Annotated in this window: 19 protein-coding genes; 12 read left to right on the top strand and 7 right to left on the bottom strand. The window is 69.3% G+C overall.

Annotated elements, in window-relative coordinates; translation table 11 throughout:
* Positions 1-12 precede the first annotated feature (12 nt).
* The 4 genes from ACWDUD_RS26825 (at position 13) to ACWDUD_RS26810 (ending at position 5,284) form a co-directional block, all read left to right on the top strand.
* Complete coding sequence (locus ACWDUD_RS26825; protein WP_450111302.1) at positions 13-1,233, top strand: M50 family metallopeptidase; 1,221 nt, start codon at positions 13-15, stop codon at positions 1,231-1,233.
* A gap of 45 nt (positions 1,234-1,278) precedes the next feature.
* Positions 1,279-2,433: a flavodoxin-dependent (E)-4-hydroxy-3-methylbut-2-enyl-diphosphate synthase gene (gene ispG, locus ACWDUD_RS26820; protein WP_197255472.1), complete on the top strand. Its 1,155-nt coding sequence runs from the start codon at positions 1,279-1,281 to the stop codon at positions 2,431-2,433.
* Between the two features lie 93 nt (positions 2,434-2,526).
* Complete coding sequence (locus ACWDUD_RS26815) at positions 2,527-3,363, top strand: GNAT family N-acetyltransferase (RefSeq protein WP_450111301.1); 837 nt, start codon at positions 2,527-2,529, stop codon at positions 3,361-3,363.
* Positions 3,364-3,445: 82 nt separating this feature from the next.
* Positions 3,446-5,284: a penicillin-binding transpeptidase domain-containing protein gene (locus ACWDUD_RS26810; RefSeq protein ID WP_450111300.1), complete on the top strand. Its 1,839-nt coding sequence runs from the start codon at positions 3,446-3,448 to the stop codon at positions 5,282-5,284.
* A 19-nt stretch (positions 5,285-5,303) separates the two neighbouring features.
* Here the strand turns inward: ACWDUD_RS26810 and ACWDUD_RS26805 are convergent, their stop codons facing one another.
* Positions 5,304-6,683, bottom strand: a complete 1,380-nt coding sequence (locus tag ACWDUD_RS26805; protein WP_450111299.1) for an APC family permease — start codon at positions 6,681-6,683, stop codon at positions 5,304-5,306.
* Between the two features lie 33 nt (positions 6,684-6,716).
* Positions 6,717-7,589 carry a LuxR C-terminal-related transcriptional regulator gene (locus ACWDUD_RS26800; protein WP_450111298.1) on the bottom strand — a complete coding sequence of 291 codons (873 nt, stop codon included), beginning with the start codon at positions 7,587-7,589 and terminating at the stop codon, positions 6,717-6,719.
* A 158-nt stretch (positions 7,590-7,747) separates the two neighbouring features.
* Between ACWDUD_RS26800 and ACWDUD_RS26795 the strand changes: the two genes are divergently transcribed.
* The 3 genes from ACWDUD_RS26795 to ACWDUD_RS26785 all read left to right on the top strand — a co-directional run bounded on the left by ACWDUD_RS26795 (position 7,748) and on the right by ACWDUD_RS26785 (position 10,890).
* Complete coding sequence (locus tag ACWDUD_RS26795; protein ID WP_450111297.1) at positions 7,748-9,373, top strand: AMP-binding protein; 1,626 nt, start codon at positions 7,748-7,750, stop codon at positions 9,371-9,373.
* A gap of 65 nt (positions 9,374-9,438) precedes the next feature.
* Complete coding sequence (map, locus tag ACWDUD_RS26790) at positions 9,439-10,296, top strand: type I methionyl aminopeptidase (protein ID WP_450111296.1); 858 nt, start codon at positions 9,439-9,441, stop codon at positions 10,294-10,296.
* Between the two features lie 27 nt (positions 10,297-10,323).
* Positions 10,324-10,890, top strand: coding sequence for an alpha/beta fold hydrolase (locus tag ACWDUD_RS26785; RefSeq protein ID WP_450111295.1), 567 nt, complete (start codon positions 10,324-10,326; stop codon positions 10,888-10,890).
* 45 nt (positions 10,891-10,935) lie between these two features.
* On the opposite strand, the gene mtr is transcribed toward ACWDUD_RS26785, so the two are convergent.
* Positions 10,936-12,309 carry a mycothione reductase gene (mtr, locus tag ACWDUD_RS26780; RefSeq protein WP_450111294.1) on the bottom strand — a complete coding sequence of 458 codons (1,374 nt, stop codon included), beginning with the start codon at positions 12,307-12,309 and terminating at the stop codon, positions 10,936-10,938.
* A complete protein-coding gene (locus ACWDUD_RS26775; protein ID WP_450111293.1) occupies positions 12,306-13,352 on the bottom strand; it encodes an alpha/beta hydrolase in 1,047 nt (348 codons plus the stop codon). The genes mtr and ACWDUD_RS26775 overlap by 4 nt, the downstream gene beginning before the upstream one ends.
* A 240-nt stretch (positions 13,353-13,592) precedes the next feature.
* Here ACWDUD_RS26775 and mqo point away from each other — a divergent pair, with 240 nt between their 5' ends.
* From mqo to ACWDUD_RS26760, 3 genes are all read left to right on the top strand, one after another.
* Complete coding sequence (gene mqo, locus ACWDUD_RS26770; protein ID WP_308200776.1) at positions 13,593-15,122, top strand: malate dehydrogenase (quinone); 1,530 nt, start codon at positions 13,593-13,595, stop codon at positions 15,120-15,122.
* Between the two features lie 91 nt (positions 15,123-15,213).
* On the top strand, positions 15,214-16,464 hold the full coding sequence (gene cobA / locus ACWDUD_RS26765) for a uroporphyrinogen-III C-methyltransferase (RefSeq protein ID WP_450111292.1): 1,251 nt from the start codon (positions 15,214-15,216) through the stop codon (positions 16,462-16,464).
* An 83-nt stretch (positions 16,465-16,547) separates the two neighbouring features.
* Complete coding sequence (locus tag ACWDUD_RS26760) at positions 16,548-17,969, top strand: DHA2 family efflux MFS transporter permease subunit (protein WP_450111314.1); 1,422 nt, start codon at positions 16,548-16,550, stop codon at positions 17,967-17,969.
* Between the two features lie 12 nt (positions 17,970-17,981).
* Here ACWDUD_RS26760 and ACWDUD_RS26755 read toward each other — a convergent pair whose 3' ends face one another.
* The 3 genes from ACWDUD_RS26755 to yaaA form a co-directional block, all read right to left on the bottom strand.
* Positions 17,982-20,768, bottom strand: coding sequence for a cation-translocating P-type ATPase (locus ACWDUD_RS26755; RefSeq protein ID WP_450111291.1), 2,787 nt, complete (start codon positions 20,766-20,768; stop codon positions 17,982-17,984).
* A gap of 35 nt (positions 20,769-20,803) precedes the next feature.
* On the bottom strand, positions 20,804-21,685 hold the full coding sequence (ppk2, locus tag ACWDUD_RS26750; protein WP_450111290.1) for a polyphosphate kinase 2: 882 nt from the start codon (positions 21,683-21,685) through the stop codon (positions 20,804-20,806).
* 67 nt (positions 21,686-21,752) lie between these two features.
* Positions 21,753-22,496 (bottom strand): peroxide stress protein YaaA, encoded by a 744-nt coding sequence (gene yaaA, locus ACWDUD_RS26745; RefSeq protein ID WP_450111289.1) that lies wholly within the window; start codon positions 22,494-22,496, stop codon positions 21,753-21,755.
* Between the two features lie 53 nt (positions 22,497-22,549).
* Between yaaA and ACWDUD_RS26740 the strand changes: the two genes are divergently transcribed.
* Together ACWDUD_RS26740 and ACWDUD_RS26735 are read left to right on the top strand one after the other, a co-directional pair.
* Positions 22,550-24,292, top strand: a complete 1,743-nt coding sequence (locus ACWDUD_RS26740) for a proline--tRNA ligase (RefSeq protein ID WP_450111288.1) — start codon at positions 22,550-22,552, stop codon at positions 24,290-24,292.
* 73 nt (positions 24,293-24,365) lie between these two features.
* Positions 24,366-25,031: an O-methyltransferase gene (locus tag ACWDUD_RS26735; protein WP_450111287.1), complete on the top strand. Its 666-nt coding sequence runs from the start codon at positions 24,366-24,368 to the stop codon at positions 25,029-25,031.
* Positions 25,032-25,147: the final 116 nt, after the last annotated feature.

The following is a 25,147-nucleotide window of genomic DNA, read 5'->3' as shown; positions in this document are numbered from 1 at the left end:
GAGCGGCTACAGATGATGTTCGTGCTGGGCGTGGTGCTCTTCGCCCTCGGCATCACCGCCTCCGTCGCGCTGCACGAGGCCGGTCACATGTGGACCGCGCAGAAGCTCGGCATGAAGGTGCGGCGGTACTACATCGGGTTCGGCCCACGGATCTTCTCGTTCCGCCGCGGCGAGACCGAGTACGGTCTCAAGGCGCTGCCCGCAGGCGGATTCTGCGACATCGCCGGGATGACCGCGCTCGACGAGCTCGCACCCGACGAGTACGACCGCGCGATGTACAAGCAGAAGACCTGGAAACGCCTGGTCGTCATGTCCGGCGGCATCGCGATGAATTTCCTGATCGGCATCGTGCTGGTCTACGCCCTCGCCGTGACGTCGGGTCTGCCGAACACGGACACCCGCGCCGTGGTCGGCACCGTCGGATGCGCGGCTCCGACCCAGGCCGGCGCGGAAGGCGGCTACGCGCCCGCCGAATGCGAAGGCACCGGTCCGGCCCAGGCCGCGGGTATCCAACCGGGCGACGTCATCGTCGCGGTCGGTGACACCCGCGTCGAGACGTTCGGTCAGCTGGTTCAGGCCACCCAGCCGCTGTCCGGCACGGTCGACTTCACGGTCGAACGCGGCGACGAGACCCTCACGTTCCCGGTCGCGATCCAGCAGGTGCAGCGCTGGGTGTACGAGAGCGACGACCCCGACGCCCAACCCGTCTCCCGGGAGGTCGGTGCCATCGGTGTCGGCGGGGAGCCGCGCGTGCTCGAATACACACCGGTGTCGGCGGTCCCGGCGACGTTCGAGTTCACCGGATATCTCGCGGCCCGCACCGCCGAGGCGCTCGTGCAGTTGCCGTCGAAGGTGTCGGACCTGTGGACCGCGGTGACCGGCGGGGAACGGGCCGTCGACACGCCCGTCAGCGTCGTCGGCGCCAGCGTCATCGGCGGCCAGTTCGCGGAAGCCGGCATCTGGCAGTCCTTCGTGCTGCTGCTCGCGCAGCTGAACTTCTTCCTCGGCGCGTTCAACCTGCTGCCGCTCCTGCCGCTCGACGGCGGGCACATGGCCGTCGCGATCTACGAGCGCCTCCGCAACTGGGTGCGCAACCTGCGTGGTCTCGCCGACGGACCGCCGGTGGACTACATGAAGCTGCTTCCCCTCACCTACGTGGCCGTGGTCGTCGGCGGTGCCTACATGCTGCTGACGCTCACCGCGGACATCGTCAACCCCATCAAGCTGCTCTGACCTGCGCCGCTAGAATCGGCCGGTAGCAACGAAAGAAGGCGAAACGTGACCAGCCCCATCGGTTTGGGCATGCCCGAAGTACCCGCGGTCCTCGCACCGCGCCGCAAGACCCGCCAGTTGATGGTCGGAAATGTCGGTGTCGGCAGCGACTATCCGGTGTCGGTGCAGTCGATGTGCACCACCAAGACGCACGACGTCAACGCGACCCTCCAGCAGATCGCCGAACTCACCGCCTCCGGCTGCGATATCGTCCGTGTCGCGTGCCCGCGGCAGGAGGACGCCGACGCACTGGCGACCATCGCGAAGAAGAGCAAGATCCCGGTCATCGCCGACATCCACTTCCAGCCGCGATACATCTTCGCGGCGATCGACGCCGGTTGCGCCGCGGTGCGCGTCAACCCCGGCAACATCAAGGAGTTCGACGGCCGCGTCAAGGAGGTCGCGCAGGCTGCCGGGGACGCCGGCATCCCGATCCGGATCGGCGTCAACGCCGGTTCCCTCGACCCGCGGCTGCTGAAGAAGTACGGCAAGGCCACCCCCGAAGCGCTCGTCGAGTCCGCGCTGTGGGAGGCGAGCCTGTTCGAGGAACACGGCTTCGGCGACATCAAGATCTCCGTCAAGCACAACGACCCGGTCGTGATGGTCGAGGCGTACCGGCAGCTCGCCGCGCAGTGCGACTACCCGCTGCACCTCGGCGTCACGGAAGCCGGACCGGCCTTCCAGGGCACGATCAAGTCCGCGGTCGCGTTCGGTGCGCTGCTCTCGGAGGGCATCGGCGACACCATCCGAGTGTCGCTGTCCGCGCCGCCGGCCGAGGAGATCAAGGTCGGCACGCAGATCCTGCAGTCGCTGAATCTGCGTCCCCGCAAGCTCGAGATCGTCTCGTGCCCGTCGTGCGGCCGCGCTCAGGTCGACGTCTACACCCTGGCCAACGAGGTGTCCGCAGGTCTCGAGGGCATGGAGGTGCCGCTGCGCGTCGCCGTGATGGGCTGTGTCGTCAACGGTCCGGGCGAAGCGCGCGAAGCCGACCTCGGAGTCGCCTCCGGCAACGGCAAGGGACAGATCTTCGTCAAGGGGCAGGTCATCAAGACCGTCCCGGAGGCGCAGATCGTCGAAACCCTCATCGAGGAAGCGATGCGTATCGCCGAGGAGATGGAGGGCGATGCCGGCAGCGGCACACCCACCGTTTCGGTCGGCTGAACCTTCCGACACTCCCGATTCGGGAGTGGGTTTCCGTCGGGCCGTAGCTCATGGCAATCTGGTCGGTATCGGCAGTCGACAGGTGGTGGGCACGTGCTCAAGCTTCTTGGGGTCCGGTCGCTCGGTGGACGGGACACCGCCGCGGTGTTGCGCGTCCTCGCCCGAGACCCGGTGGCGACGTGCATGGTCACAGGCCGTGTCGAGGAGTACGGCATCGCCGGCCGCTCGGTCGGCGGTGAGATGTGGAGCCGCGGCGGGGCGGAGACCTCGCTGTGCTTCTCCGGAGCCAACCTGATCCCGCTGCTCGGGTCTCCCGACGACCTGCAGGCCTTCGCCGAACGTGCTGCCCGTGGACCGCGCCTGTGCTCGTCGGTCGTCGGCCGTGCCGAACTCGCCATGCCCATGTGGGAGCTGCTCGAGAACGCGTGGGGACCCGCCCGGGAGGTGCGCGCCGAACAGCCGCTGCTCGTCCTGGACCGCGAACCGCTCGTGACGCCCGACCCGCTCGTCCGCCGGGTGCGGCCCGAGGAGATCGACGCCTACCTGCCCGCCGCGGTGGCCATGTTCATCGAAGAGGTCGGCATCGACCCGCGTGCGGGCGACGGGGGAGTGAGCTACCGCCGTCGCGTCGCCAGCCTCATCGCGACCGGCCGCGCCTGGGCTCGGTTCGAGAACGGCGAGGTCGTGTTCAAGGCCGAGGTGGGATCGCAGTCGTCGACGGTCGGTCAGATCCAGGGCGTCTGGGTGAGCCCGGCCATGCGCAACGCCGGAATCGGATCGGCCGGCACCGCGGCGGTCGCCGCTGCGATCACCGCGGGCGGCAGGTTGCCGAGCCTGTACGTCAACAGCTTCAACGTGCGCGCCCGCGCCGCGTACGCGCGTATCGGCTTCCGGCAGGTCGCCACGTTCTCCACCGTCCTGCTCGACTGAACGACTCCGCACGACGGAGACGCCCACCACGTCCGTTGCGCCTCCCCGATGTCCGGGCATCGGCCTCCTACGATGACGGGCGATGAAAGCCAGCTCAGTTCCCCGGGCGACCTCGCCCGTCCCCCGCCGTGTCCTCGTCCGGATCGTGGCGGCCTCGCTCGCCGCGGTCGCGGTCCTCGGCGGCGTCGTGGCCTGCACACCGAAACCCGCCGGACCCGAGTCGGCGGCCCAGGCATTCCTCTCGGCGTTCTCCGAGCAGGACTTCGCGACCGCCGCCGACCACACCGACCGGCCAGAGGACGCCGAGGCAGCTCTCGCCGAGACGTGGGACGGACTGCAGGCCGAATCGCTGATCGCCGAGACGACGGGCGTGCAGATCCACGGCGACGCCGCGACCGTCGACTACGCCTACGAGTGGCACCTGACGAAGGACCGGATCTGGCAGTACACCGGGACGATGCAGATGGGACGCAGCGGCGACGACTGGATCGTGCGGTGGACCCGCTCGAACCTGCACCCGCAGCTCGGCGACCGCCAGACGATGCACCTGCGCACCAAGGCCGCGCCCCGGGCGCGCGTCAACGAACACTCGGGCGGGGACGTGCTGGTGCCCGGGACCGTGTACTCCATCTCGTTCGACGCGTCCGCGAACAGGGATGTCCTCGGCGCGGCCCGCGCTCTGTCCGCCGCGCTGACGCGGTTCGACACGTCCCTCACCGCCCAGTCCATCGCCGAATCCGCGACCGCGGCGAGCGGCCCGCTCGCCGTCATCCGGCTCGTCGCGGACGACTACGCGACCGTCTCCGACACGCTCGACGCCATCCCCGGCGTCGGCGTCGTCGAACAGGCCGATCTCGTCGCCACCGACCGCAACTTCGCCCCCGACCTGCTCGGCCAGATCAAGAAGACGGTGATCGACGAGGTCGACGGGGTCGCCGGCTGGAGTGTCGTCGTGACGAACCAGTACGGCGTCGACGTCGGTGTCCTCACGGAGACGGCTCCGCAGCCGGCGCCGTCGTTCTCCATCAGCCTGGACCGGCCGATCCAGCTGGCCGCACAGGCCGCCGTCGACGCCCGCGTCGAGCAGGCGATGACGGTCGTGATCGAGGCCTCCACCGGCGCGGTCCTCGCCGTCGCCCAGAACAAGGCCGCCGACCGGGACGGACCGGTCGCGATCGCGGGACACTACCCACCCGGATCCACGTTCAAGATCATCACCTCGGGTGCGGCGATCTCCAACGGTCTCGCGGGTCCCGAGACGATGGTGCCGTGCCCGGGCCGGATCACCATCGGGGAACGCAGCGTCCCCAACTACAACGAGTTCGAACTCGGCACGGTGTCGATGGCGACGGCGTTCGCCCGCTCCTGCAACACGTCCTTCGCGAAGCTGGCCTCCGAGATGCCCGCCGATGCGCTCACGAACGCCGCCGCCGCATTCGGCATCGGACCCGAGTACGACGTCGTCGGGCTGCCGGTGTTCTCGGGATCGGTCCCGCCCGCGGAGAACGTCGTGCAGCGGGCCGAGGACGGATTCGGGCAGGGCAAGGTCGTCGTCAGCCCGTTCGCGATGGCGCTCGCCGCCGCGACCGTCGCCGCCGGCCGGACACCGGTCCCGTATCTGATCAAGGGACGCGAAACGACGGTCGAGGGCGACCGCCCGGCGATCACCCCGGAGATGGTCGACGGGCTGCGCGGCATGATGCGGCTGGTGATCACCAGCGGCACCGCCGACCGCATCCGGGACCAGGGCGAGGTCTACGGCAAGACCGGTGAGGCCGAGGTCGAGGGCGGATCGCACGCGTGGTTCGTCGGCTACCGCGGGGACCTCGCGTTCGCCACGCTCGTCGTCCGGGGAGGCAGCTCCGACAACGCCGTCGCCGTCACCCGGGACATGTTCGCGGCGCTGCCGGAGGGCTACTAACCCGCCCGGGCCTCGCGGTTCACTTCTCGACCAGGTGTTCCGGGTCGATCGTGGGGCCGCGGCCACCCCTGCGCTTGGCCAGGAACCAGGTGATCAGCCACAGCACGGCCCCGAGGCCGAGCAGGACCGCCGCGATCCGGTACTGCGCCACGGGGCGGTCCACCAGCGGTGACACGAGGAAGATGCAGCTCGCGGCACCGAGCACGGGGAGGACCGTCGGCGTCCGGAAGTGCGGGTGGTCGATCGGTCGGCGACGCAGCACCAGCACGCTGACGTTGACGATCGCGAAGACGATCAGCAACAACAGCGCGGTCGTGCCGCCCAGTTCCGGCACCTCGCCGACGAAGGCGACCAACCCGAACGCCAGCAGCGTCGTGAAGACGATCGCGACATAGGGCGTGCGGCGCGTCGGGTGCACCCTGCCGAGCGCCGCGGGCAGCACGCCTTCGCGGGCGATCCCGTAGACCAGCCGGCTGGCCATGAGCATGTTGATCAGAGCCGTGTTCGCCACCGCGAACATCGTGATGAACGCGAAGATCCCCACCGGGAACGCCGGCGCACCCGCCTCGACCACCTTCAGCAGGGGAGTGTCACCGGTGCCGAGTTCGACGGCCGGGACCAGCGCGATCGCGGTGACGGACACCAGCACGTAGATCAGGCCGGTGATCCCGAGTCCCAGGAGCAGCACCCGGGGGAAGATCCGGGTCGGGTTCTTGCACTCCTCGGCCATGTTCACCGAGTCCTCGAAACCGACCATCGCGAAGAACGCGAGTGCGGTGCCGGCGACGACCGCGCCGAAGACCGAGCGGTCGCCGGTGTCGACGTCGAGCACCCGCGAGAAGTCGCCCTCGCCGATCCCGAGCGCCCACATCCCGATCAGGATGATGATGAGCAGCCCGGACAGCTCCACGCACGTGAGGACGATGTTCGTCTTGACGCTCTCACCGACGCCGCGCAGGTTGATCAGCGCCACCACCAGCATGAACGTCAGGCCCAACGCCGTGATGCCGATTCCCTCGCCGATATCGAGATCGAACGCCTCGACGAAGTTCGCGGAGAACGCCCGCGCCGCCGTCGACGCCGAGGTGATGCCCGACGCCATGACCGTGAAGGTGACCATGTACGTCAGGAAGTGGATCCCGAAGGCCTTGTGGGTGTACAGCGCGGCGCCCGCGGCCTGCGGATACTTGGTGACCAGTTCCAGGTAGCTGAACGCCGTGATCACCGCGACGACGAACGCGAGCACGAACGGCAGCCACACGGCGCCGCCAACCTCGTTCGCGACCCTGCCGGTCAGCGCGTAGATGCCGGTGCCGAGGATGTCGCCGACGATGAAGAGCAGCAGCAGTCCCGGCCCCATGACCCGTTTCAGCTGCGGAGACGAAGCCGTGTCCGACATAGGGAATCCTCTCCGGCCCGGAAACGGGACTGCTCAGGGCAGCAGCGACAGCCGCCGGGCGACGACGACCGCCTCGTGCCGGGTGTGCACGTCGAGCTTGCCCATCGCGCTGCGCAGATAGCTCTTCACGGTCTCCGGAGTCACCGAGAGGCGTTGCGCGATCTCGACGTTGGTGCAGCCCAGCGCCACGTGTGAGAGCACGTCGGTCTCGCGCGGGGACAGCACGATCGCGGTCGCCGGTGCCGGTGCCGGAGTGGTGGTGCCACCGCACGCACCGGCGAGTCGGTCCGACAGCGCCCGCAACTGCTGCCGCAGACCGGAGTCGCCGACCGTCTGGGCGAGACTGCGCAGTTCGGCGTGCACTTCCCGGACTTCCGCCGTCGCCAGCGGATCGCGGTCCACGGGGCTCATCCGCGCCATCAGCGCGAGCCGCCGGTCGACCTCGTCGCGCACCGTGATCTCGTCGGAGAGACGCCGCGCAGCCTGCACGAACGCCCCCACCGCGCGATCACCCAGCGGCGCACACTCGCGGATGGCCCCGTACAGCACCGCCCGCGCGGCCCCGCCGACGAGCACCGGCACCGCGAGGATCGAGCGCAGACCCTCGCCGAGCACCGGACGATCGAAGTGGTGGGTGATCGACGACGACCGCCCGTAGTCCGCGACCGTGAGCGGCTTGGCCCGGTCCACGACCAGTCCACCGAGCCCGGCCTTCGGCGGCACGATCACTCCCTCGAGCCCGTTGGTGCGGGTACCGAGGAACTCGCTCAGCTGTAGATGGCCGCTGCGGACCTCCCCGGCGAACACGACGGAGACCTGCGCGTCGGCGGCAGTGCGTCGCAACTCGGCGCGCAGCGCGTCGCCGTCGCGGGGACGGAGGAGAGACGAGGGACCGGAAGCCGGCACGATCACCCACCCCTTTCCGGGGGTATCGAGAAGATTCTGTGACTCGGATCATAGAGGTGGCGGTACGTTCGGGTGACGCGCATCCCCGCGGCGTGCCGCCCAGACACCCCCTGTGAATGCAGACAACCCTGTGAACGCTCGACGAGGAGGACGGATCGATGGCTGCCGATTTCGCTGCCCGTGTCCGCGAACTGCTGGACCGCTACGACACCGCGGACGGATGCGCTGCGAACCTTTTGTGCGACGACCATCCCGCCGACGCGGTCGCGTTCACCGTCGTCGAGTCCGATCTCTCCTCGACCGATCTGACGTACGGGTACCTGCGCGAGCAGTCGACCCGCTTCGCGGCCGCGCTGAACGACCTCGGTGTCGAGCCCGGCGACCATGTCGCGACGCTGATGGGCAAGTCCGCCGACCTGGTCGTCGCGCTGCTCGGCATCTGGCGGCGCGGCGCCGTGCACGTGCCGCTGTTCACCGCGTTCGCGCCCCCCGCCATCGCGTTCCGGCTGCAGGCCAGCGGCGCGAAGGTCGTCGTCGCCGACGCCGACCAGCTCGGCAAGCTGGCGCCCAGCGAGGACATCCCGGCCGACGCGCCGTGGCAGATCGTCGTCGCGGGGGACTCCGGTGACGCCGGGATCGGGCTGCACTTCGCGGACCTGCTCGCCGCCCACACCGGCGACGATCCGCGCGGTGCCGCGGTCGCCGTCGGTGGCTCCGGTGGCCTCGTGCAGCTGTTCACCTCCGGCACCACGGGGACCCCGAAGGGCGTGCCGGTTCCGGTGCGGGCGCTCGCCTCGTTCCACGCGTACATGGACTTCGGCCTCGACGTGCGCCCCGACGACGTGTTCTGGAACGCCGCGGACCCGGGCTGGGCGTACGGGCTGTACTACGCGCTGCTCGGTCCCATGGCCGCCGGCCGGCGCAGCATCCTGCTGCACGCCGGGTTCTCGCCGGCGCTGACCTGGCAGGTGATGGAGACGTTCGGCGTCACCAACTTCGCCGCCGCACCCACGGTGTACCGCAGCCTGCGTGCCGACTCCGGCCAGGGACCGCAGATCCCGCTGCGCCGCGCATCGTCGGCCGGTGAGCCGCTGACCCCGGACGTGCTGACCTGGTCCGAGCACAAGTTCGGTGTCGTCGTCCACGACCAGTACGGGCAGACCGAGCACGGCATGTTCGTCGTCAACGCGTGGGCCGACGGCCTGCGCGAGGACGTGCCGCCGCTCTCGATGGGCAAGCCGCTGCCGGGCTGGTCGGTGGCGGTGCTGAAGGAGGACAGCGACGAACTCGCGGACACGAACGAGGTCGGCCGCGTCGCGATCGACACCCAGGCCAGCCCGCTGCTGTGGTTCACCGGCTACGTCGACGCTCCGGAGAAGACCGCCGAACGCTTCAGCGAGGACGGCCGCTGGTACCTGACCGGCGACGCGGGCCGCGTCGACGAGAACGGCTTCTACTTCTTCTCCTCCCGCGACGACGACGTGATCATCATGGCGGGCTACCGGATCGGGCCGTTCGACGTGGAGAGCGTGCTCGTGATGCACGAGCAGGTGGTCGAGGCCGCGGTCGTCGGTCTGCCCGACGAGCTCCGCGGCGAGGTGCTCGAGGCGTTCGTGGTGCTGCGGGAGGGCGTCGAGGGCACCGACGAACTCGAGGCCGAGTTGCAGCAGCTGGTGAAGAAGAAGTTCGCCGCGCACGCCTACCCGCGGGCGGTGCACTTCGTGCCGCACCTGCCGAAGACCCCCAGCGGCAAGGTCCAGCGCTTCCTCCTCCGTCAGCGCTGACCCGCGTCCCGCGGGTGATGCCTCGGAGGCATCGCCCGCGGGCCGGTGGGCATATCCTGATCGTCATGTCTGTGCGCACAGCTCTCGTTCCCGGCACGCCCACCCCCATCCGTTCGGTTCCCAAGCTCATCGAACGACCCGAGTACGCGTGGAAGCCGACCGCCAAGGAAGGCAACGAGCCGTGGGTGCAGACCCCGGAGACCATCGAGAAGATGCGCGAGGCGTGCCGGATCGCCGCGCAGGCGCTCGCCGTGGCCGGCGAGGCCGTCGCCCCCGGTGTGACCACCGACGAACTCGACCGCATCGCCCACGAGTACATGTGCGACCACGGCGCCTACCCGTCGACCCTCGGCTACCGGGGCTTCACCAAGTCCTGCTGCACGTCGCTCAACGAGGTGATCTGCCACGGCATCCCCGACTCGACGGTGATCGAGGACGGCGACATCGTCAACATCGACGTCACCGCCTACATCCACGGGGTGCACGGTGACACCAACGCGACGTTCCTGGCCGGTGACGTCTCGGAGGAACACCGCCTGCTCGTCGAACGCACCCGTGAGGCGACCCGGCGGGCCATCAAGGCCGTCGCGCCCGGCCGCGCCCTGAACGTCATCGGCCGGGTCATCGAGGCGTACGCCAATCGGTTCGGATACGGCGTCGTCCGCGACTTCACCGGCCACGGCATCGGCGAGACCTTCCACAACGGCCTGGTCATCCTGCACTACGACCAGCCGTCCGTGGAGACGGTCATCGAGCCCGGCATGGTCTTCACCATCGAACCGATGATCAACCTGGGCACGCCCGACTACGAGATCTGGGACGACGGCTGGACGGTCGTCACCAAGGACCGCAAGTGGACCGCGCAGTTCGAGCACACCATCGTCGTCACCGACAGCGGATGCGAGATCCTGACACTGCCGTGACCGTGTGATCGCGTACCGTTCTGCGGCATGGAATCGACTGACGTGAGCACCGCGAGCGGCACCGTCCGGGTACGCATCGACGGACCCGAGAGCAGGCACACCGTGCTGCTGCTGCCGGGAGCGGGGGAGAGCGCCGACGTGTTCGACGCGGTGTGCGAACGCCTGCACAATTCCGACCTGCGGACGGTCGTCCCGGAAAGCATCGACAACCTCGATGCGGCCGGGATATTCGCGCTGCTCGACGAACTGAAACTGCCGTGGGTGCACCTGGCCGGCAGCGGTGCCGGCGCGGAACTCGCCTGGTCCGTCGCAGCCGGCAGATTCGGCCGGTTCGCGAGTCTGGTCGTCGCCGACCGCGGTCACCCGGCCGTTCCCGACGCCGACGGCACCGTGCGCGACGCGTCGGCCCCTGCAGCCGAGGTGCCCACCACCGTCGTGGTCGGCAGCGGCACCCGGCGCGCAGAGGCCGACGCATCCATGCGCTACGTCACCGGGGAGTTCCGGGTCGTCGAACTCGACGGCATCGAGAACGTCCCGGCGCAGGCCCCGGCCGAGTTCGCCTCGGCGATCGCCCTGCGTACCGGCAGCTGGTAGCGGACACGGTGGCGCCGTCCCGGCCGGACGGCGCCGCCGACGCTGTCAGAGCCCGAGCAGCGCGTTCTCCACGACCTCCGGCAACGCCGGATGGATCCAGTACTGGCCCGTCGCCATCTCCCGGGCGGTCAGACCGAAACTCATCGCCTGGATCAGCGGCTGGATCACCGTCGACGCCTGCGCGCCCATGACGTGCGCGCCGAGCAGCAGACCGGTCGACCTGTCGGCGATCAGCTTGCAGATGCCCTCGGTGTCCTCCATCGCCCAGCCGTACGCGACGTCCCCGTAGTTCTGGATCTTCACGGAGATGTCGTATCCCTGTGCGCGGGCCTGTTCCTCGGTGAGCCCGACCTCGGCGATCTGGGGGTCGGTGAACACCGCCGCCGGCACGAACCGGTGATCGGTGCGCCGCAGCGCCGACGTGTCGTCGCCCCACGCATCCTGCAGCAGGTTGTGCTGCACCACCCGCATCTCGTGATTGGCGACGTGCTTGAGCTGGTAGGGCGACGAGACGTCGCCGAGCGCGAACACTCCGCGCGCGGTGGTGCGCTGGAACTTGTCGACGACGATGCGGCCCTGCTCGTCCAGTTCCAGGCCACCGGCGGCCGCGTCGAGCAGGTCGCCGTTGGGCTGCCGTCCCACCGCGACCAGCAGTGCGTCACCCGCGACGACCGTGCCGTCGGCGAGCACGACCTCCACACCGTCACCGACAGGGCGGAACTCCTTGGCCGGATTCGACAGGTGCACGTCCCACTTCTCCTGCGCGATCCGCGTGAACCGCTCGGCGATGTCCGTGTCGAGGTGACGCAGAAGCCGGCTGCTGCGCGCGAGGATCGAGACCCGCACCCCGAGCGCGGAGAACACGTGCGCGAACTCCATCGCGATGAACCCGGATCCGAGGATCACCATCGACTCGGGCAGCTTCGGCAGCCGCATCACGTCGTCGTTGGTGTGGTACTTGACGCCGCTGTCGAGGACCTCCTGCGGAACGATCGGGCGTGATCCGGCCGCGACGACGACCTGATCGGCGGTGATCGTCTCGCCCGTGCCGGTGTCGAGGGTGCGCTCGCCGACGAACCGCGCGTGCCCGCCGTACACCGTGACGTTCGCGCAGTCCTCGCGCCGGTACCGTTCACCGCCGGCCGCGATCGGGTCGATCCGGCCGAACACCCGGTCGACGATGTCGTTCCAGCGCACCCCGTCGACGCTCGCATCCACGCCGTATTTCGCGGCGGTGCGGACGGTGTGCGCGACCTCGGCCGCGTACACGTACATCTTCGTCGGGATGCAGCCGACGTTGAGGCAGGTGCCGCCGAAGGTGCCCTCCTCGAGGATCGCCACCCTCTTGCCGTCGTAGCGTTCGTCGAGGATCGAATTGCCCGATCCCGTGCCGATGATGGCGAGGTCGTAATGGGTCACGCGGGGTCTCCTGCGGTTCGTGTCCGCACGTTGCCGGCGGCGGTGCGGATGTCGGCGGTGTCGTCGTTGCTGTCGTGGTTGTCCAACCCCTCCAGCCACCGGTCCAATTCCCGGAACGCCGCGGCGAGCGGACCGGGGGTGGACAGGAACACGTCGTGGCGGGCTCCGTCGATGGGCACGATCGTGGTGCGGTCGCCCAGGCAACCCGCCCAGCGCGCGATCTGCCGCACGTCGAGGACCGCGTCGACGGTGTCGATCGCGGGGTCGTACTTCGGTGCGGACCGGCTCGCCGTGGACCGGAGGATCAGCGACGGCACCCCGATGTCGAGGCCGCGATGCAGCTGCGCGTGCCCGCGCCGGACCGCCCGTAGCCAGCCGAACGTGAGCGGGAATCCCGTCAGCGGCTTCCAGTCGAGGTTGTAGTTCCAGCCGCCGGTGCGCAGGCTCATCCCGTACGTGTCGAGCTTCTTCAGTGGGATGACGTCCTTCGGCCGGATCCGCCCGAGGAGGTCGATCGCGAGGGTGCCGACGTTGCGCAGATAGGACGGTCCCTGCAGGTCGAACCAGGGACTGTTGAGGACGACCCCGCGGATTCCGCCGCCCGCGGTACCGCCTGGACGCTTGTTCAGCCGGTCCAGCCACAACGGCAACACCAGCCCGCCCGTCGAATGCGCGACCAGCAGCACCTCCTCGCCGGTCTCGGCCCGCACGATCCGCAACGCCTCCTCGAGCTCGGCGTCGTAGTACGCGAGGTCGGTGACGAAGTGCGGAGTGTGGCCCGGGGCGCGTGAACGGCCGCATTTGCGCAGGTCCAGCGCGAAGAATCGGTACCCCTGCGCCGCGAAGTGCTCCGCGAGGTGCTGCTGGAAGAAGTAGTCGGTGAACCCGTGCACGTAGAGCACCGCGCGGTGCGGAGCGTCGCCGGCGGGCTGATAGCGGACCAGGGTCGCGCTGATTTCACCTTCCCCGTCGGGATCGCTGCCGAGGGGGAGAACGAGCTGCTGATAGCCGTCACCGAGGATGTCGGGCTGCCAAGTAGTCACTATCACACTGTATTGGTGTTCATGCCGGATCGTGGTCGGGGCACAATTGGGGGGAAGGAAACGCCGAGCGACGTGCGGGTAACCTATTCGTCGCAGTCGGCGCGGCTGTGGTGGTTCCCAGATCCGGTTCGTGATCGAACGGAAGTGGAGCGGGACCACGGACGTGCACGGGACACCCTCGCGACGCGATCCCTGCGGATTCTGCGGCGCGTGCGAACAGACAAGGAAGTCGATCCTCCAGTGTCAGACAACGTGTTAGAGGCGAAGACCGATGTAGTGCTCATCGGCGCGGGCATCATGAGCGCTACCCTCGGTGCGCTGCTCCGCCAGTTGCAGCCCGACTGGTCGATCACCGCTTTCGAGCGGCTCGACGCCGCTGCCGCGGAGAGCAGCGACCCCTGGAACAACGCCGGTACCGGCCATTCCGCGCTGTGTGAGCTGAACTACACCCCGGCCAAGGCCGACGGCACCGTCGACATCACCAAGGCGATCAACGTCAACGAGCAGTTCCAGGTCTCGCGCCAGTTCTGGGCCTACGCCGTCGACAACGGGATCCTGTCCGACCCCAAGGACTTCATCAACCCGATTCCGCACGTCAGCTTCGTGCACGGCGCCGACGACGTGAAGTACCTGCGCGCCCGCTACGACGCCCTGGCCGGCCACCCCCTGTTCGCGGGCATGGAGTACTCCGAGAGCCCCGAGCTGTTCTCCGAGCGTCTCCCGCTCATGGCCGCGGGCCGTGACTTCTCCGACCCGGTGGCCCTCAACTGGACCTCGACCGGCACGGACGTCGACTTCGGCGCCCTCACCAAGCAGCTCATCAACAACGTCGCCGCCTCCGGGGGCACGGTGTTCTTCGGTCACGAGGTGACCAACCTGTCGAAGCAGTCCGACGGCAGCTGGATCGTCAAGGTCCGCAACCGCCGGACCGGCGAGAGCCGCAAGGTCAACGCCAAGTTCGTCTTCGTCGGCGCCGGCGGCGGTGCCCTGCACCTGCTGCAGAAGTCGGGGATCAGCGAAGCCAAGGGCTTCGGCGGCTTCCCCGTCTCCGGTGCGTTCCTGCGCTGCACCAACCCCGACGTCATCGCGCAGCACAGCGCGAAGGTGTACGGCAAGGCCGCCGTGGGTGCGCCCCCGATGTCGGTTCCGCACCTCGACACCCGCGTCATCGGCGGCAAGCAGGGCCTGCTGTTCGGCCCCTACGCCGGCTGGTCGCCGAAGTTCCTCAAGCAGGGCGGCGTCCTGGACCTGCCGAAGTCGGTCAAGCCCAACAACATCATGTCGATGCTGGGTGTCGGCGCCACCGAACTCGGCCTGGTCAAGTACCTGGTCGGCGAGCTCACCCAGTCGCCCCGCGACCGGATCGTCACCCTCTCCGAGTTCGCGCCCAACGCCAAGCTCGAGGACTGGGAGCTGATCGTCGCCGGTCAGCGCGTCCAGGTCATCCGGCGCAAGGGCATCGGCGGTGTCCTCGAGTTCGGCACCGCCGTGGTCAGCGCCGGTGACGGCACCATCGCCGGTCTGCTCGGTGCCTCCCCGGGCGCCTCGACCGCCGTGCCCGCGATGCTCGACGTTCTCGAACGCTGCTTCCCGAAGCAGTGGACCGGATGGCAGGGCAAGCTTCACGAGATGGTGCCGTCCCTCGGCACGAAGCTGTCCGACGATCAGGCGCTGTTCGACAAGGTGTGGCAGTGGAGCACCAAGTCGCTGCAGCTCGACGTCACCTCCGTGGCGGAGACCACCGCCCCGATCGAGCCCGCGTCGGTCTGATCCGACCGTCACGACCCGACCCCGTCACAGGCCGGTCCGCACGCCGCGGACCGGCCTGTGTCACGAGGCCAACCAGAAGTGGGGAACCCCGGTGCCTACCAATCCTGCAGACGAGTCGTCCACCAACGGGGCAGACGAGTCCAGCTACCTCGTCGGTCTGAATCTGTCCGGTCGCCGGGTCGTCGTGGTCGGCGGCGGGTCCGTCGCCCAGCGGCGGCTCGGACTGCTCGTCGCATCGGGTGCCGCGGTGCACGTCGTCACCCGTGCGGCCACGCCCGCCGTCGAGAGTATGGCCACCAAGGGCCACATCACCCTGGAACTGCGCGACTACCGCGACGGTGATCTCGAGGGCGCCTGGTATGCCATGGCCTGCACGAACGAGCCGGAGACGAACGCGGCGGTCGTGGCCGAAGCCGAACGCAACCGCATCTTCTGCGTGCGCGCCGACAACGCCCGCCGCGGCAGCGCCGTCACCCCGGCCACCGCGACCTACGACGGTCTGTCCATCGGCGTCCTCGCCGGCGGCGACCACCGCCGGTCCGCGGCGGTGCGCACCTCGATCCGGGAGTCCCTCGCCGGGGGCGCCGCTGTCGCCGACACCGCGCCGGCCCCGGTCGGGGTCGCGCTCGTCGGCGGCGGCCCGGGCGACCCGGATCTGATCACCGTGCGCGGTCGCCGCCTGCTCGGTCGCGCCGACGTGGTCGTCGCCGACCACCTGGCCCCGCAGGAACTGCTCGACGAACTCGGCCCGCACGTCGAGGTCATCGACGCGTCGAAGCTGCCCTACGGCCGGGCGATGGCGCAGCAGGCCATCAACGAAACCCTGATCGACCGGGCCAAGGCCGGCAAGTTCGTCGTGCGCCTCAAGGGCGGCGACCCGTACGTCTTCGGCCGCGGCTTCGAGGAACTGCAGGCCTGTGCCGCCGCGGGCGTCCCGGTCACGGTCGTTCCCGGGATCACCAGCGCGATCGCGGTGCCGTCGGCGGCCGGCGTTCCCGTCACCCATCGCGGGGTCACGCACGAATTCGTGGTGGTCAGCGGACACGTCGCCCCCGACCACCCGGACTCGCTGACCGATTGGTCGGCACTTGCGAAGCTGCGCGGCACGCTGGTGCTGCTCATGGCGGTCGAACGCATCCAGCAGTTCGCCGGCGCCCTGCTCGCCGGGGGCCGTCCCGCGGACACCCCGGTCGTCGTCGTGCAGGAAGGCACGCGCCGCACCCAGCGCGTTCTGCGCGCCGACCTGCAGACCGTCGCGGCGCGTGTGCGCGACGAGCAGATCCGGCCGCCCGCGATCATCGTGATCGGACCGGTCGCCGGTCTCACCGCGGATTCCGAGTGAATCGGATGCTGGGTAACGTCGACGCCGTGCCGGACCCCTCGAACGCCGCCCGTTCCGCGACCGCCCGGGCGCTCGGCGCGGCCATGCTCGTCCTGAGCGGACTGCAGTTGATGGTCGTGCTCGACGGCACGGTCGCGAACCTGGCGCTCGCGCCGCTGCAGGCCGACCTGGGACTGTCCGACGCCGGCCGCAACTGGGTGCTCACCTCGTACGCGCTGGCGTTCGGCGGTCTGATGCTCCTCGGTGGCCGGCTGGGCGACAGTTTCGGCCGCAAGCGCATGTTCGTCGCCGGGGTCGGCCTGTTCACCCTCGCGTCGCTGCTGTGCGGCCTCGCGACCGGCGAGGCCATGCTCATCGCGGCCCGCGCCCTGCAAGGTGTCGGCGCCGCGATCGCGTCGCCGACCGCGCTGGCTCTGGTCGCGACGACGTTCGCGCCGGGCCCCGCCCGCAACCGCGCGATCGCGGTGTTCGCGGCCATGACCGGCGTCGGCTCGATCGCCGGGTTGATCCTCGGCGGCGCGCTCACGCAGGTCTCGTGGCGCTGGATCTTCCTCATCAACGTTCCCATCGGTGTGCTCATCGCCGTCGCCGCGAGCGTGGTGTTGCGGGAGACCGCGACCGAGCGGCTCGCGCTCGACGTGCCCGGCGCGGTCCTGGCGACCCTCGGCTGCACCGGTGTGGTGTTCGGCCTGAGCGAGGGACCCGAGATGGGCTGGGGCAGCCCGGTCGTGATCGGGGCGCTCATCGGAGGTGTCGTGGTCCTCGGGCTGTTCCTGCTCGTGGAGCGGCGCGCCGAGAATCCGCTGCTGCCGTTCGTGCTGTTCCGCAACCGCGACCGGGTCGCCACGTTCGTGGCGATCTTCTTCGCGGGCTCGGTGATGTTCTCGCTGGCCGCCTTTGTGGCGCTGTTCGTGCAGGACATCCTCGGCTACACCCCACTGCAGGCGGGTCTGGCGTTCGTGCCGTTCGCGTTCGGTCTCGGCGGTGCCGCTGCGGTCGCGTCGAAACTCGTCGTGCGGGTGCAGCCGCGCTGGCTGGTGGTCGCGGGGGCGCTGATCATGAGTGCGAGCCTGCTGTTCGGCTCGACGATGGACGAGACGGTGCAGTACCTGCCCACCCTGTTCGTGCTGGTGCTCGTCGTCGGGTTCGGGGTCGGGCTGGCCTCGGTGCCGCTGCCGCTGTGCGCGATCGCCGGGGTCGGTACCCACGAGATCGGCCCGCTGTCCGCGATCGCCCAGGTCGCGCAGACCCTCGGCGGTCCGATCGGCCTGGCCGTGATCGGAGCGATGGCCACGTCGCGGACCATGTCGCTGGGCGGCACGTCCGGTGCGGTCGCCGACATGACCGAGGCGCAGCTCGTCGCGCAGGGCGAGGGCTACATGTTCGCCCTGGTCGGCTGCGCCGTGTGCGCGGTGATCACCGGTATCGCCGCGCTGTTCATCCGGTTCAGCCCGCAGCAGGTCGCGCAGGCACAGGAAGCCGAGAAGGCCGCCCAGAACGCCTGAGGCGGGCCGCCGTCACGCCACGCGGGCCCGCTGCGGCTCCACCGCGGTGGAGGCCGGGATCGGCGCCTGCGGGCCCGTGGCGCGGCGGCGCCGGATCGCCTTCTCGGCCTCGATCACGACCGGAACGATCACCGACAATCCGATGCACGCGAGCCACTGGCCACCGGTCAGCGAGGTCGTCATCAGCAGCCGCTGCAGGAAGTCGAGTTCCACGGCGAGCACGGTGATGACCGTCGGGATCGCCAGGATCTTCACGGCTCCCAGAATGGGCGCTGCCAGGCCCGTGTCCGGATCACGCCGCATCACCAGCCCACCGAGGATCGACCCGAACGACATGACCACGAACGCCATCGTCATGGGCACGTTCGCGACGGTCGAACTCATCTCACCGGGCGCCAGCAACAGCGCGGCCAGCGTGACCGCGAACTCGACGGCACCGTAGAAGACCCACTGCCACACGGCCAGCGGATTGGTGATCGGAACGCCCGGGTCGCGCGGTGGCTTGTTCATCAGGTTCGGCGGTGCGGGGTCGTGCATGATCACGATGACCGGGAACAGGGTGATGAAGAAGTTCTGGAACAGCACCATCAGCGGCGTGAGCGCGACCCCGTCGTTGATATCGAACACGCTCGCGACCAGGAACAACAGGATCAGCGAAAACAGTTTCGCCATCTGGCAGCGGATGAACGCGACGATCTTGTCGTAGATGCTGCGCCCGAGGCTGATCGCGGTCACCAGCGTCCCGAAGTTGTCGTCGGTGAGGATCATGTTCCCGGCCTGCTTCGTGACCTCGCTGCCCGACCCCATCGCGACACCCACGTCGGCCTGCTTGAGGGCTGCCGCGTCGTTGACGGCGTCGCCGGTCATCGCGACGATCGCGCCGCCCCGCTGCATGAGTTCGGCCAGGCGCAGCTTGTCCTGCGGGGTGACCCGGCCGAAGACGTGCAGGTTCGGCAGCGCCGCGGCCAGTTCGTCGTCGGACAGTGCCTGCAGTTCCGGGCCGCTGATCGCGCCCGGACCGAGACCGAGTTCGGCACCGATCGCGGACGCGGTGATCGCATGGTCGCCGGTGATCATGCGCACCTCGAGGCCCGCGGCGTGCGCGGTGCGCACGGCCTCCACGGCCTCGGGCCGCAGCGGATCGATGATGCCCACCATGCCGACGAACGTCAGGTCCTCGACGAACGACATCGGATCGGCGATCACCTCGCTCTCCCGGCCCGGCAGCAGGCGCGCCGCGAACGCCAGCACCCGCAGCCCCTTCTCCGACATGCTGCGGTTGGCCGCGAGGATCTCGTCACGCATCACGTCCATCGGTTCCGGCCCGGTCTCGGTGAACGCCGTCGAGCAGCGTGCCAGCACCACGTCGGGCCCGCCCTTGACCAGTTCGACGAACGTGTCGACGCCGTCCAGCGGCAGCCGGTGGAAGGTCGCCATGAACTTGTACGCCGAATCGAACGGCACCTCCGCGACGCGCGGGTAGGCGCGCCGGGTCTCCTCGGCGTCGACGCCGAGCTTCGCGGCCAGCACCACCAGCGCCGCCTCGGTGGGATCACCGACAACGACTCCGCTGTCGGACACGGTGGCGTCGCTGTCGAGGCACAGCCCGTACGCCAGCCGCGTGAAGTCGGGAACCTCCGCGCCGGCGGCGTGCCGCACCGCACCGGTCTTGGCGTAGCCCTCGCCCTCGACGGTGAACCAGCGGCCGTGGAAGTACAGGGACCGGACCGTCATCTGGTTCATGGTGAGGGTGCCGGTCTTGTCGGAGTTGATCGCGCTGGTCGCGCCGAGCGTCTCGACGTCGTTGAGGTTCTTGACGACGGCCTTTGCGTCGGCCAGTTGCTTGGCGCCGTACGACAGCATCGACTGCACGAACGTCGGCAGGCCCGTCGGGATGGCCGAGATGGCCATCGAGATGCCCAGCAGCAGAACCGTGGTGACGCTCTGGCCGCGCAGCAGCCCGATCACCACGATGACCGCGACCGCACCCCAGGCGACGATGCCCAGCACCTTGGTCAGCGAACCCAGTTCGCGCTGCAGCGGGGACTTCTTCGGAGCCACCGCCGACAGCATCGACGCGATGCGACCCATCTGGGTCTGCATGCCGGTCTCGGTCACCACCATCGTCGCGGTGCCGCGGGTGACCGAGGTGTTCTGGAACAGCATGTTGCTGCGGTCGCCGAGCGTCACGTCGGGGGAATCGAGGGTCGTCACGTCCTTCGCGACGGGGGCGCTCTCCCCGGTCAGCGCCGCTTCCTGGGTCTCGAGGGTGGCGGAGACGAGGATCCGTCCGTCCGCCGGCACCAGATCGCCGGCCTCCAGGTTGACGATGTCGCCCGGTACGAGCTCGGTGGAGGGGATCGCGGCCAGGGTGCCGTTGCGGGTCACCCGGGCCTGCGGCACCTGCATCTTCGCCAGCGCATCCACGCTGGCCCGGGCCTTCAACTCCTGGCGGGTCCCCAGCACGACGTTGAGCACCACCAGGCCGGCGACCGTGAGCGCCACGGGAATCTGGCCGATGACCACGCTGACGACGACGACCGCCACGAGCATCACGTTCATCGGATCGGTGAGCTGGAGCAGCGCGACTGCCCAGATCGACGGTGGGGGTTCGGAGGCGATGACGTTGGCGCCGTAGCGGGCTCGGCGTTCCTCCACGGCGGCGCTGGTCAGCCCGGCCGACTCGTCGGTCGACAGCGTCGCCACCACATCCGCGGGGTTCAGCGCGTGCCACGCCCGCAGGTCGTCGGGGGAGTCGGCAACCGGGGTGTCACCGGATACGGATCTTTGACCGAGCATGCTCGCGGACCTCCTCGTTCCGGTGCGGCGCATCGTCAGTAGGGTGTGGGAATCCAGTCGACGACCACGCCGGGATCGCGATAACCGCCCGGTTTCTGTCGTTCGGGCAGCGTGACGGCGGGAAGCTCCAGCGGCTCGTAGGGCACCCGGCTGAGCAGGTGGCTGATGATGTTGAGCCGGCCGCGTTTCTTGTCGTCGTTGATCGCGACGTGCCAGGGTGACCATCCGGTGTGCGTGAGCCGGAACATCTCGTCGCGGGCCCGCGAGTAGTCGTACCAGCGGCTGTACGACTCGAGGTCCATCGGCGACAGCTTCCAGATCTTGCGCGGATCGTCGATACGGCTCTGCAGCCGCAACGTCTGTTGCTCCTGGCTCACCTCGAGCCAGTACTTGATCAGGATGATCCCGGACTGCTGGATCGCGCGTTCGACCGCCGGGACGAGTTGCAGGAACTGGTCGGTCTGCTCCTGGGTGCAGAACCCCAGGACGGGCTCGACGCCGGCGCGGTTGTACCAGCTGCGGTCGAAGATGACGACCTCACCCGCCGCGGGCAGGTGCGGCATGTATCGCTGGAAGTACATCTGCGACTTCTCCCGCTCGGTCGGAGCCGGCAGGGCCACGACGCGGAAGACGCGGGGGCTCACGCGTTCCGTGATCGCCTTGATGACACCGCCTTTCCCCGCGGTGTCCCGGCCCTCGAACAGGATGCACACCTTCGCGCCGGTGGATCTGACCCATTCCTGCATCGCGACGAGTTCGGCGTGCAGCGACTTCAGGTGCCGCCGGTACTCCTTGTTCTTCATCGGCGGTAGGTCGGGATCGCCACCGGTCGGCGGCGGGCGCAGTTCACCCGTGTGGGTGCGGGAATCGGTCCCCGCGTCGTGCCCTGCCTTGCTTCCCTTGGACTTCTTCCCCATGGGCGCTCCCGGGTCGGCCGTCGAGATCAGAACTATACGGCAGGACCAGCGGATTCGACGGGGAAACTCAGGTGAGCACGATCAGCTCGGTGGGCGACGCGACCTCGACCCGCAGGCCCGCTTTCGCGGCCACCCGCGCCACGGACCTGACGTCGGACGGTTCCGCTCGGGTGAGCACCAGCGCCCGTGCCAGCAGACCCTTGTGGTGCTTGTTGAAGTGGCTCACGACCTTGCGGGTGCCGTCGGGCTGCTCGGTGAGCACGGTCGCGGTCACCGCTCCCGGCACCGGACCGAGCTGCTGGTAGACCCCCGATCGCAGGTCGACGACCAGATCTCCGGCGGCCTCGGCCACCAGCGCGTCGGTCAGTTCGGGTTTCCACAGCGCCTGCAGGGTGCCGAAGCCCGGCAGCTTGGAGCCGCCCGACAGCCGGTAGGCGGGAATGGGATCGCCCGCGCGCACCGCACCGAACAGCGCCGATCCCATCGCGAGCCGCCGGTACGCCTTCTCGCGCTGCACCCGGGTGAACGACGGCACGTCGAGTGCGTCGAACAGCACCCCGGTGTACCGCTCGAGCGCCGGCCGGGTCGCCGAGACCCACAGCTTGGCGTTGCGTTCGATCTCGTCGGCCTGGGTGGCGCCGAGACCGAGGGCCCGCATCGACGCTTCGCTGTCGGCGGCCAGATCCACCAGCGCCTGGACGAGCATCTCGCGCGTGTCGGTGAGCTGAGGCATCGACAGCTCGCCCAGATCGAGGGGCGCGCCGTTGCCGCCGTCGGACTTGGTTTCGGAAGGAGGCAGAAGCACCAGCACAACCGGTAACCGTACCGAGGCCGGTTCCGGGCCTGCGGGTAGGCTGCCACTCCGTGATCACCCGCATGTCGCATCTGTTTCTCCGCACGCTCCGCGACGACCCGGCCGATGCCGAGGTCGCCAGCCACAAACTGCTCGTTCGCGCAGGCTACGTGCGGCGCATCGCGCCGGGCGTCTACTCGTGGCTGCCGCTGGGCCTGAAGGTGCTGCGGCAGGTCGAGCGCGTCGTGCGCGAGGAGATGAACGCCATCGGCGCGCAGGAGATCTCGCTGCCGGCGCTGCTGCCGCGCGATCCCTACGAGACCACCAACCGGTGGACCGAGTACGGCGACGGCCTGTTCCGGCTGCAGGACCGCAAGGGCGGCGACTACCTGCTCGGACCCACCCACGAGGAGATGTTCGCGCTCACCGTCAAGGGCGAATACAACTCCTACAAGGACTTCCCGGTCACCCTGTACCAGATCCAGACGAAGTACCGCGACGAGGAACGACCCCGCGCCGGCATCCTGCGCGGCCGCGAATTCGTCATGAAGGACTCCTACAGCTTCGACCTCACCGACGAGGGGCTGACCCGGTCCTACCAGGCCCACCGCGACGCCTACGAGCGGATCTTCGCGCGGCTCGGTGTGAAGTACGTGATCGTCTCCGCGACGTCCGGGGCGATGGGCGGCAGCGCGTCGGAGGAGTTCCTCGCCGAGTCCGACGCCGGTGAGGACACCTACGTGCGCTGCCTCGAATCCGGCTACGCCGCGAACGTCGAGGCGGTGAAGACGCTCGCGCCGGAGCCGATCCCGTTCGACGGCCTGCCCGACGCCGTGGTGCACGACACCCCGGACACCCCGACGATCGAATCCCTCGTCGCCTCCGCCTCGCAAATCCTCGGGCGTGAGGTCACCGCGGCCGAGACCCTCAAGAACATCCTCGTGAAGGTCCGGCAGCCGGGCGGCGATTGGGAACTGCTCGGCATCGGCATCCCCGGCGACCGGGAGGTCGACGACAAGCGCCTGGAAGCCTCGCTCGAACCCGCCGAGGTCGAGTTGCTCGGCGAGTCCGACTTCACCGCCAACCCCTTCCTCGTCAAGGGCTACATCGGCCCGAAGGCGTTGCTGGACAACGGTGTTCGCTACCTCGTCGACCCGCGCGTGGTGGACGGCACGAGCTGGATCACCGGCGCCGACGAAGAAGGGAAGCACGTCTTCGGGCTCGTCGCCGGCCGCGACTTCACCCCCGACGGCACCATCGAGGCCGCAGAGGTCCGCGACGGGGACCCGTCGCCGGACGGCGCCGGCCCGCTCGTCTCGGCGCGCGGTATCGAGATCGGCCACGTCTTCCAGCTCGGCCGCAAGTACACCGACGCGTTCGCGGTCGACGTCCTCGGCGAGAACGGCAAGCCGGTGCGCCCCACCATGGGCTCGTACGGCGTCGGCGTCTCCCGCCTGGTCGCGGTGATCGCCGAACAGCAGCACGACGACAAGGGCCTGCGCTGGCCCGCCGAGGTCGCGCCGTTCGGGGTGCACCTGGTCATCGCGAACAAGGACGACGCGGCCCGCGAAGGCGCCGAGGGCCTGGCCGCCGATCTCGACAAGGCGGGCGTCGAGGTTCTGCTCGACGACCGCAAGGCGTCGCCGGGTGTGAAGTTCAAGGACTCCGAACTGCTGGGTGTGCCGCTCGTCGTCGTCGTCGGACGCGGATGGGCCGAGGGCAACGTCGAGCTGCGTGACCGCTTCACCGGCGAATCCCGCGAAGTTCCGGTCGAGTCGGCGCTGCAGGAGATCCTCGCGGCCGTGCGCGGCTGATCCCTCTCCTTCGGCTCTCGCCTTCAGCCGAGCGAACGTACCGTTCGCTCGGCGGGCAGGGCAGACTCGGGTCATGATCGACGATTCGACGTGGCAGACGACCGACGCATATCTCACCGACACCCTCATCGGCCCGGACGACGCGCTCGACAGCGCTCTCGCCACGAACGCCGACCGGGGACTGCCGCCGATCGACGTGTCGGCGCCTCAGGGCAAGTTCCTGCACCTGCTCGCCCGGGCGATCGGTGCACGGAAGATCCTCGAGATCGGCACGCTCGGTGGGTACAGCACCATCTGGTTCGCGCGCGCCGTCGGGGAGGCAGGCCGCGTTGTCACCCTCGAATACGAACCGCACCACGCCGAGGTGGCGCGGGGGAATCTGGACCGCGCCGGGGTCGGTGACATCGTCGACATCCGGGTCGGTGCCGCGCTGGATTCGCTGCCGGACCTCGGGTCCGAGGCCCCGTTCGACCTGGTGTTCATCGACGCCGACAAGGAGAACAACCCGCGCTACGTGCGTGCGGCTCTGGAACTGTCGCGCCCGGGCACCGTCATCGTCGTCGACAACGTGGTGCGCGGCGGATCGATCACGAACGCCGAACTCGACGACGAGCGCGTGCGGGCGAGCCGTGAGGTGCTCGAACTCATCGCCGCGGAACCGCGGCTCGACGGGACCGCCCTGCAGACGGTCGGCAGCAAGGGGTGGGACGGTTTCGCGCTGGCGCTCGTGACCGGTTGACGCCGCCCTCCGGGCCCTTCGATCCGAGCGAATGTACCGTTCGTCTCCTCAGACGGGCTGTTGCGAAATAGCCGAAGGTCCGCGACCGCGAACCACAGCGCCGGTCCCGGGGCGGG

This window comes from Rhodococcus sp. NPDC003382 (genome assembly GCF_053589135.1).
This window is presented reverse-complemented; position numbering and strand designations above follow the sequence as displayed.

Bases quoted from the DNA above. Each gene is read 5' to 3' on its own strand.
- ACWDUD_RS26825 (WP_450111302.1), top strand. From the start codon at position 13: ATGATGTTCGTGCTGGGCGTGGTGCTCTTCGCCCTCGGCATCACCGCC.
- ACWDUD_RS26810 (WP_450111300.1), top strand. From the start codon at position 3,446: ATGAAAGCCAGCTCAGTTCCCCGGGCGACCTCGCCCGTCCCCCGCCGT.
- ACWDUD_RS26805 (WP_450111299.1), bottom strand. From the start codon at position 6,683: ATGTCGGACACGGCTTCGTCTCCGCAGCTGAAACGGGTCATGGGGCCG.
- ACWDUD_RS26795 (WP_450111297.1), top strand. From the start codon at position 7,748: ATGGCTGCCGATTTCGCTGCCCGTGTCCGCGAACTGCTGGACCGCTAC.
- map (WP_450111296.1), top strand. From the start codon at position 9,439: ATGTCTGTGCGCACAGCTCTCGTTCCCGGCACGCCCACCCCCATCCGT.
- ACWDUD_RS26785 (WP_450111295.1), top strand. From the start codon at position 10,324: ATGGAATCGACTGACGTGAGCACCGCGAGCGGCACCGTCCGGGTACGC.
- ACWDUD_RS26760 (WP_450111314.1), top strand. From the start codon at position 16,548: ATGCTCGTCCTGAGCGGACTGCAGTTGATGGTCGTGCTCGACGGCACG.
- ACWDUD_RS26755 (WP_450111291.1), bottom strand. From the start codon at position 20,768: ATGCTCGGTCAAAGATCCGTATCCGGTGACACCCCGGTTGCCGACTCC.
- ppk2 (WP_450111290.1), bottom strand. From the start codon at position 21,685: ATGGGGAAGAAGTCCAAGGGAAGCAAGGCAGGGCACGACGCGGGGACC.
- ACWDUD_RS26735 (WP_450111287.1), top strand. From the start codon at position 24,366: ATGATCGACGATTCGACGTGGCAGACGACCGACGCATATCTCACCGAC.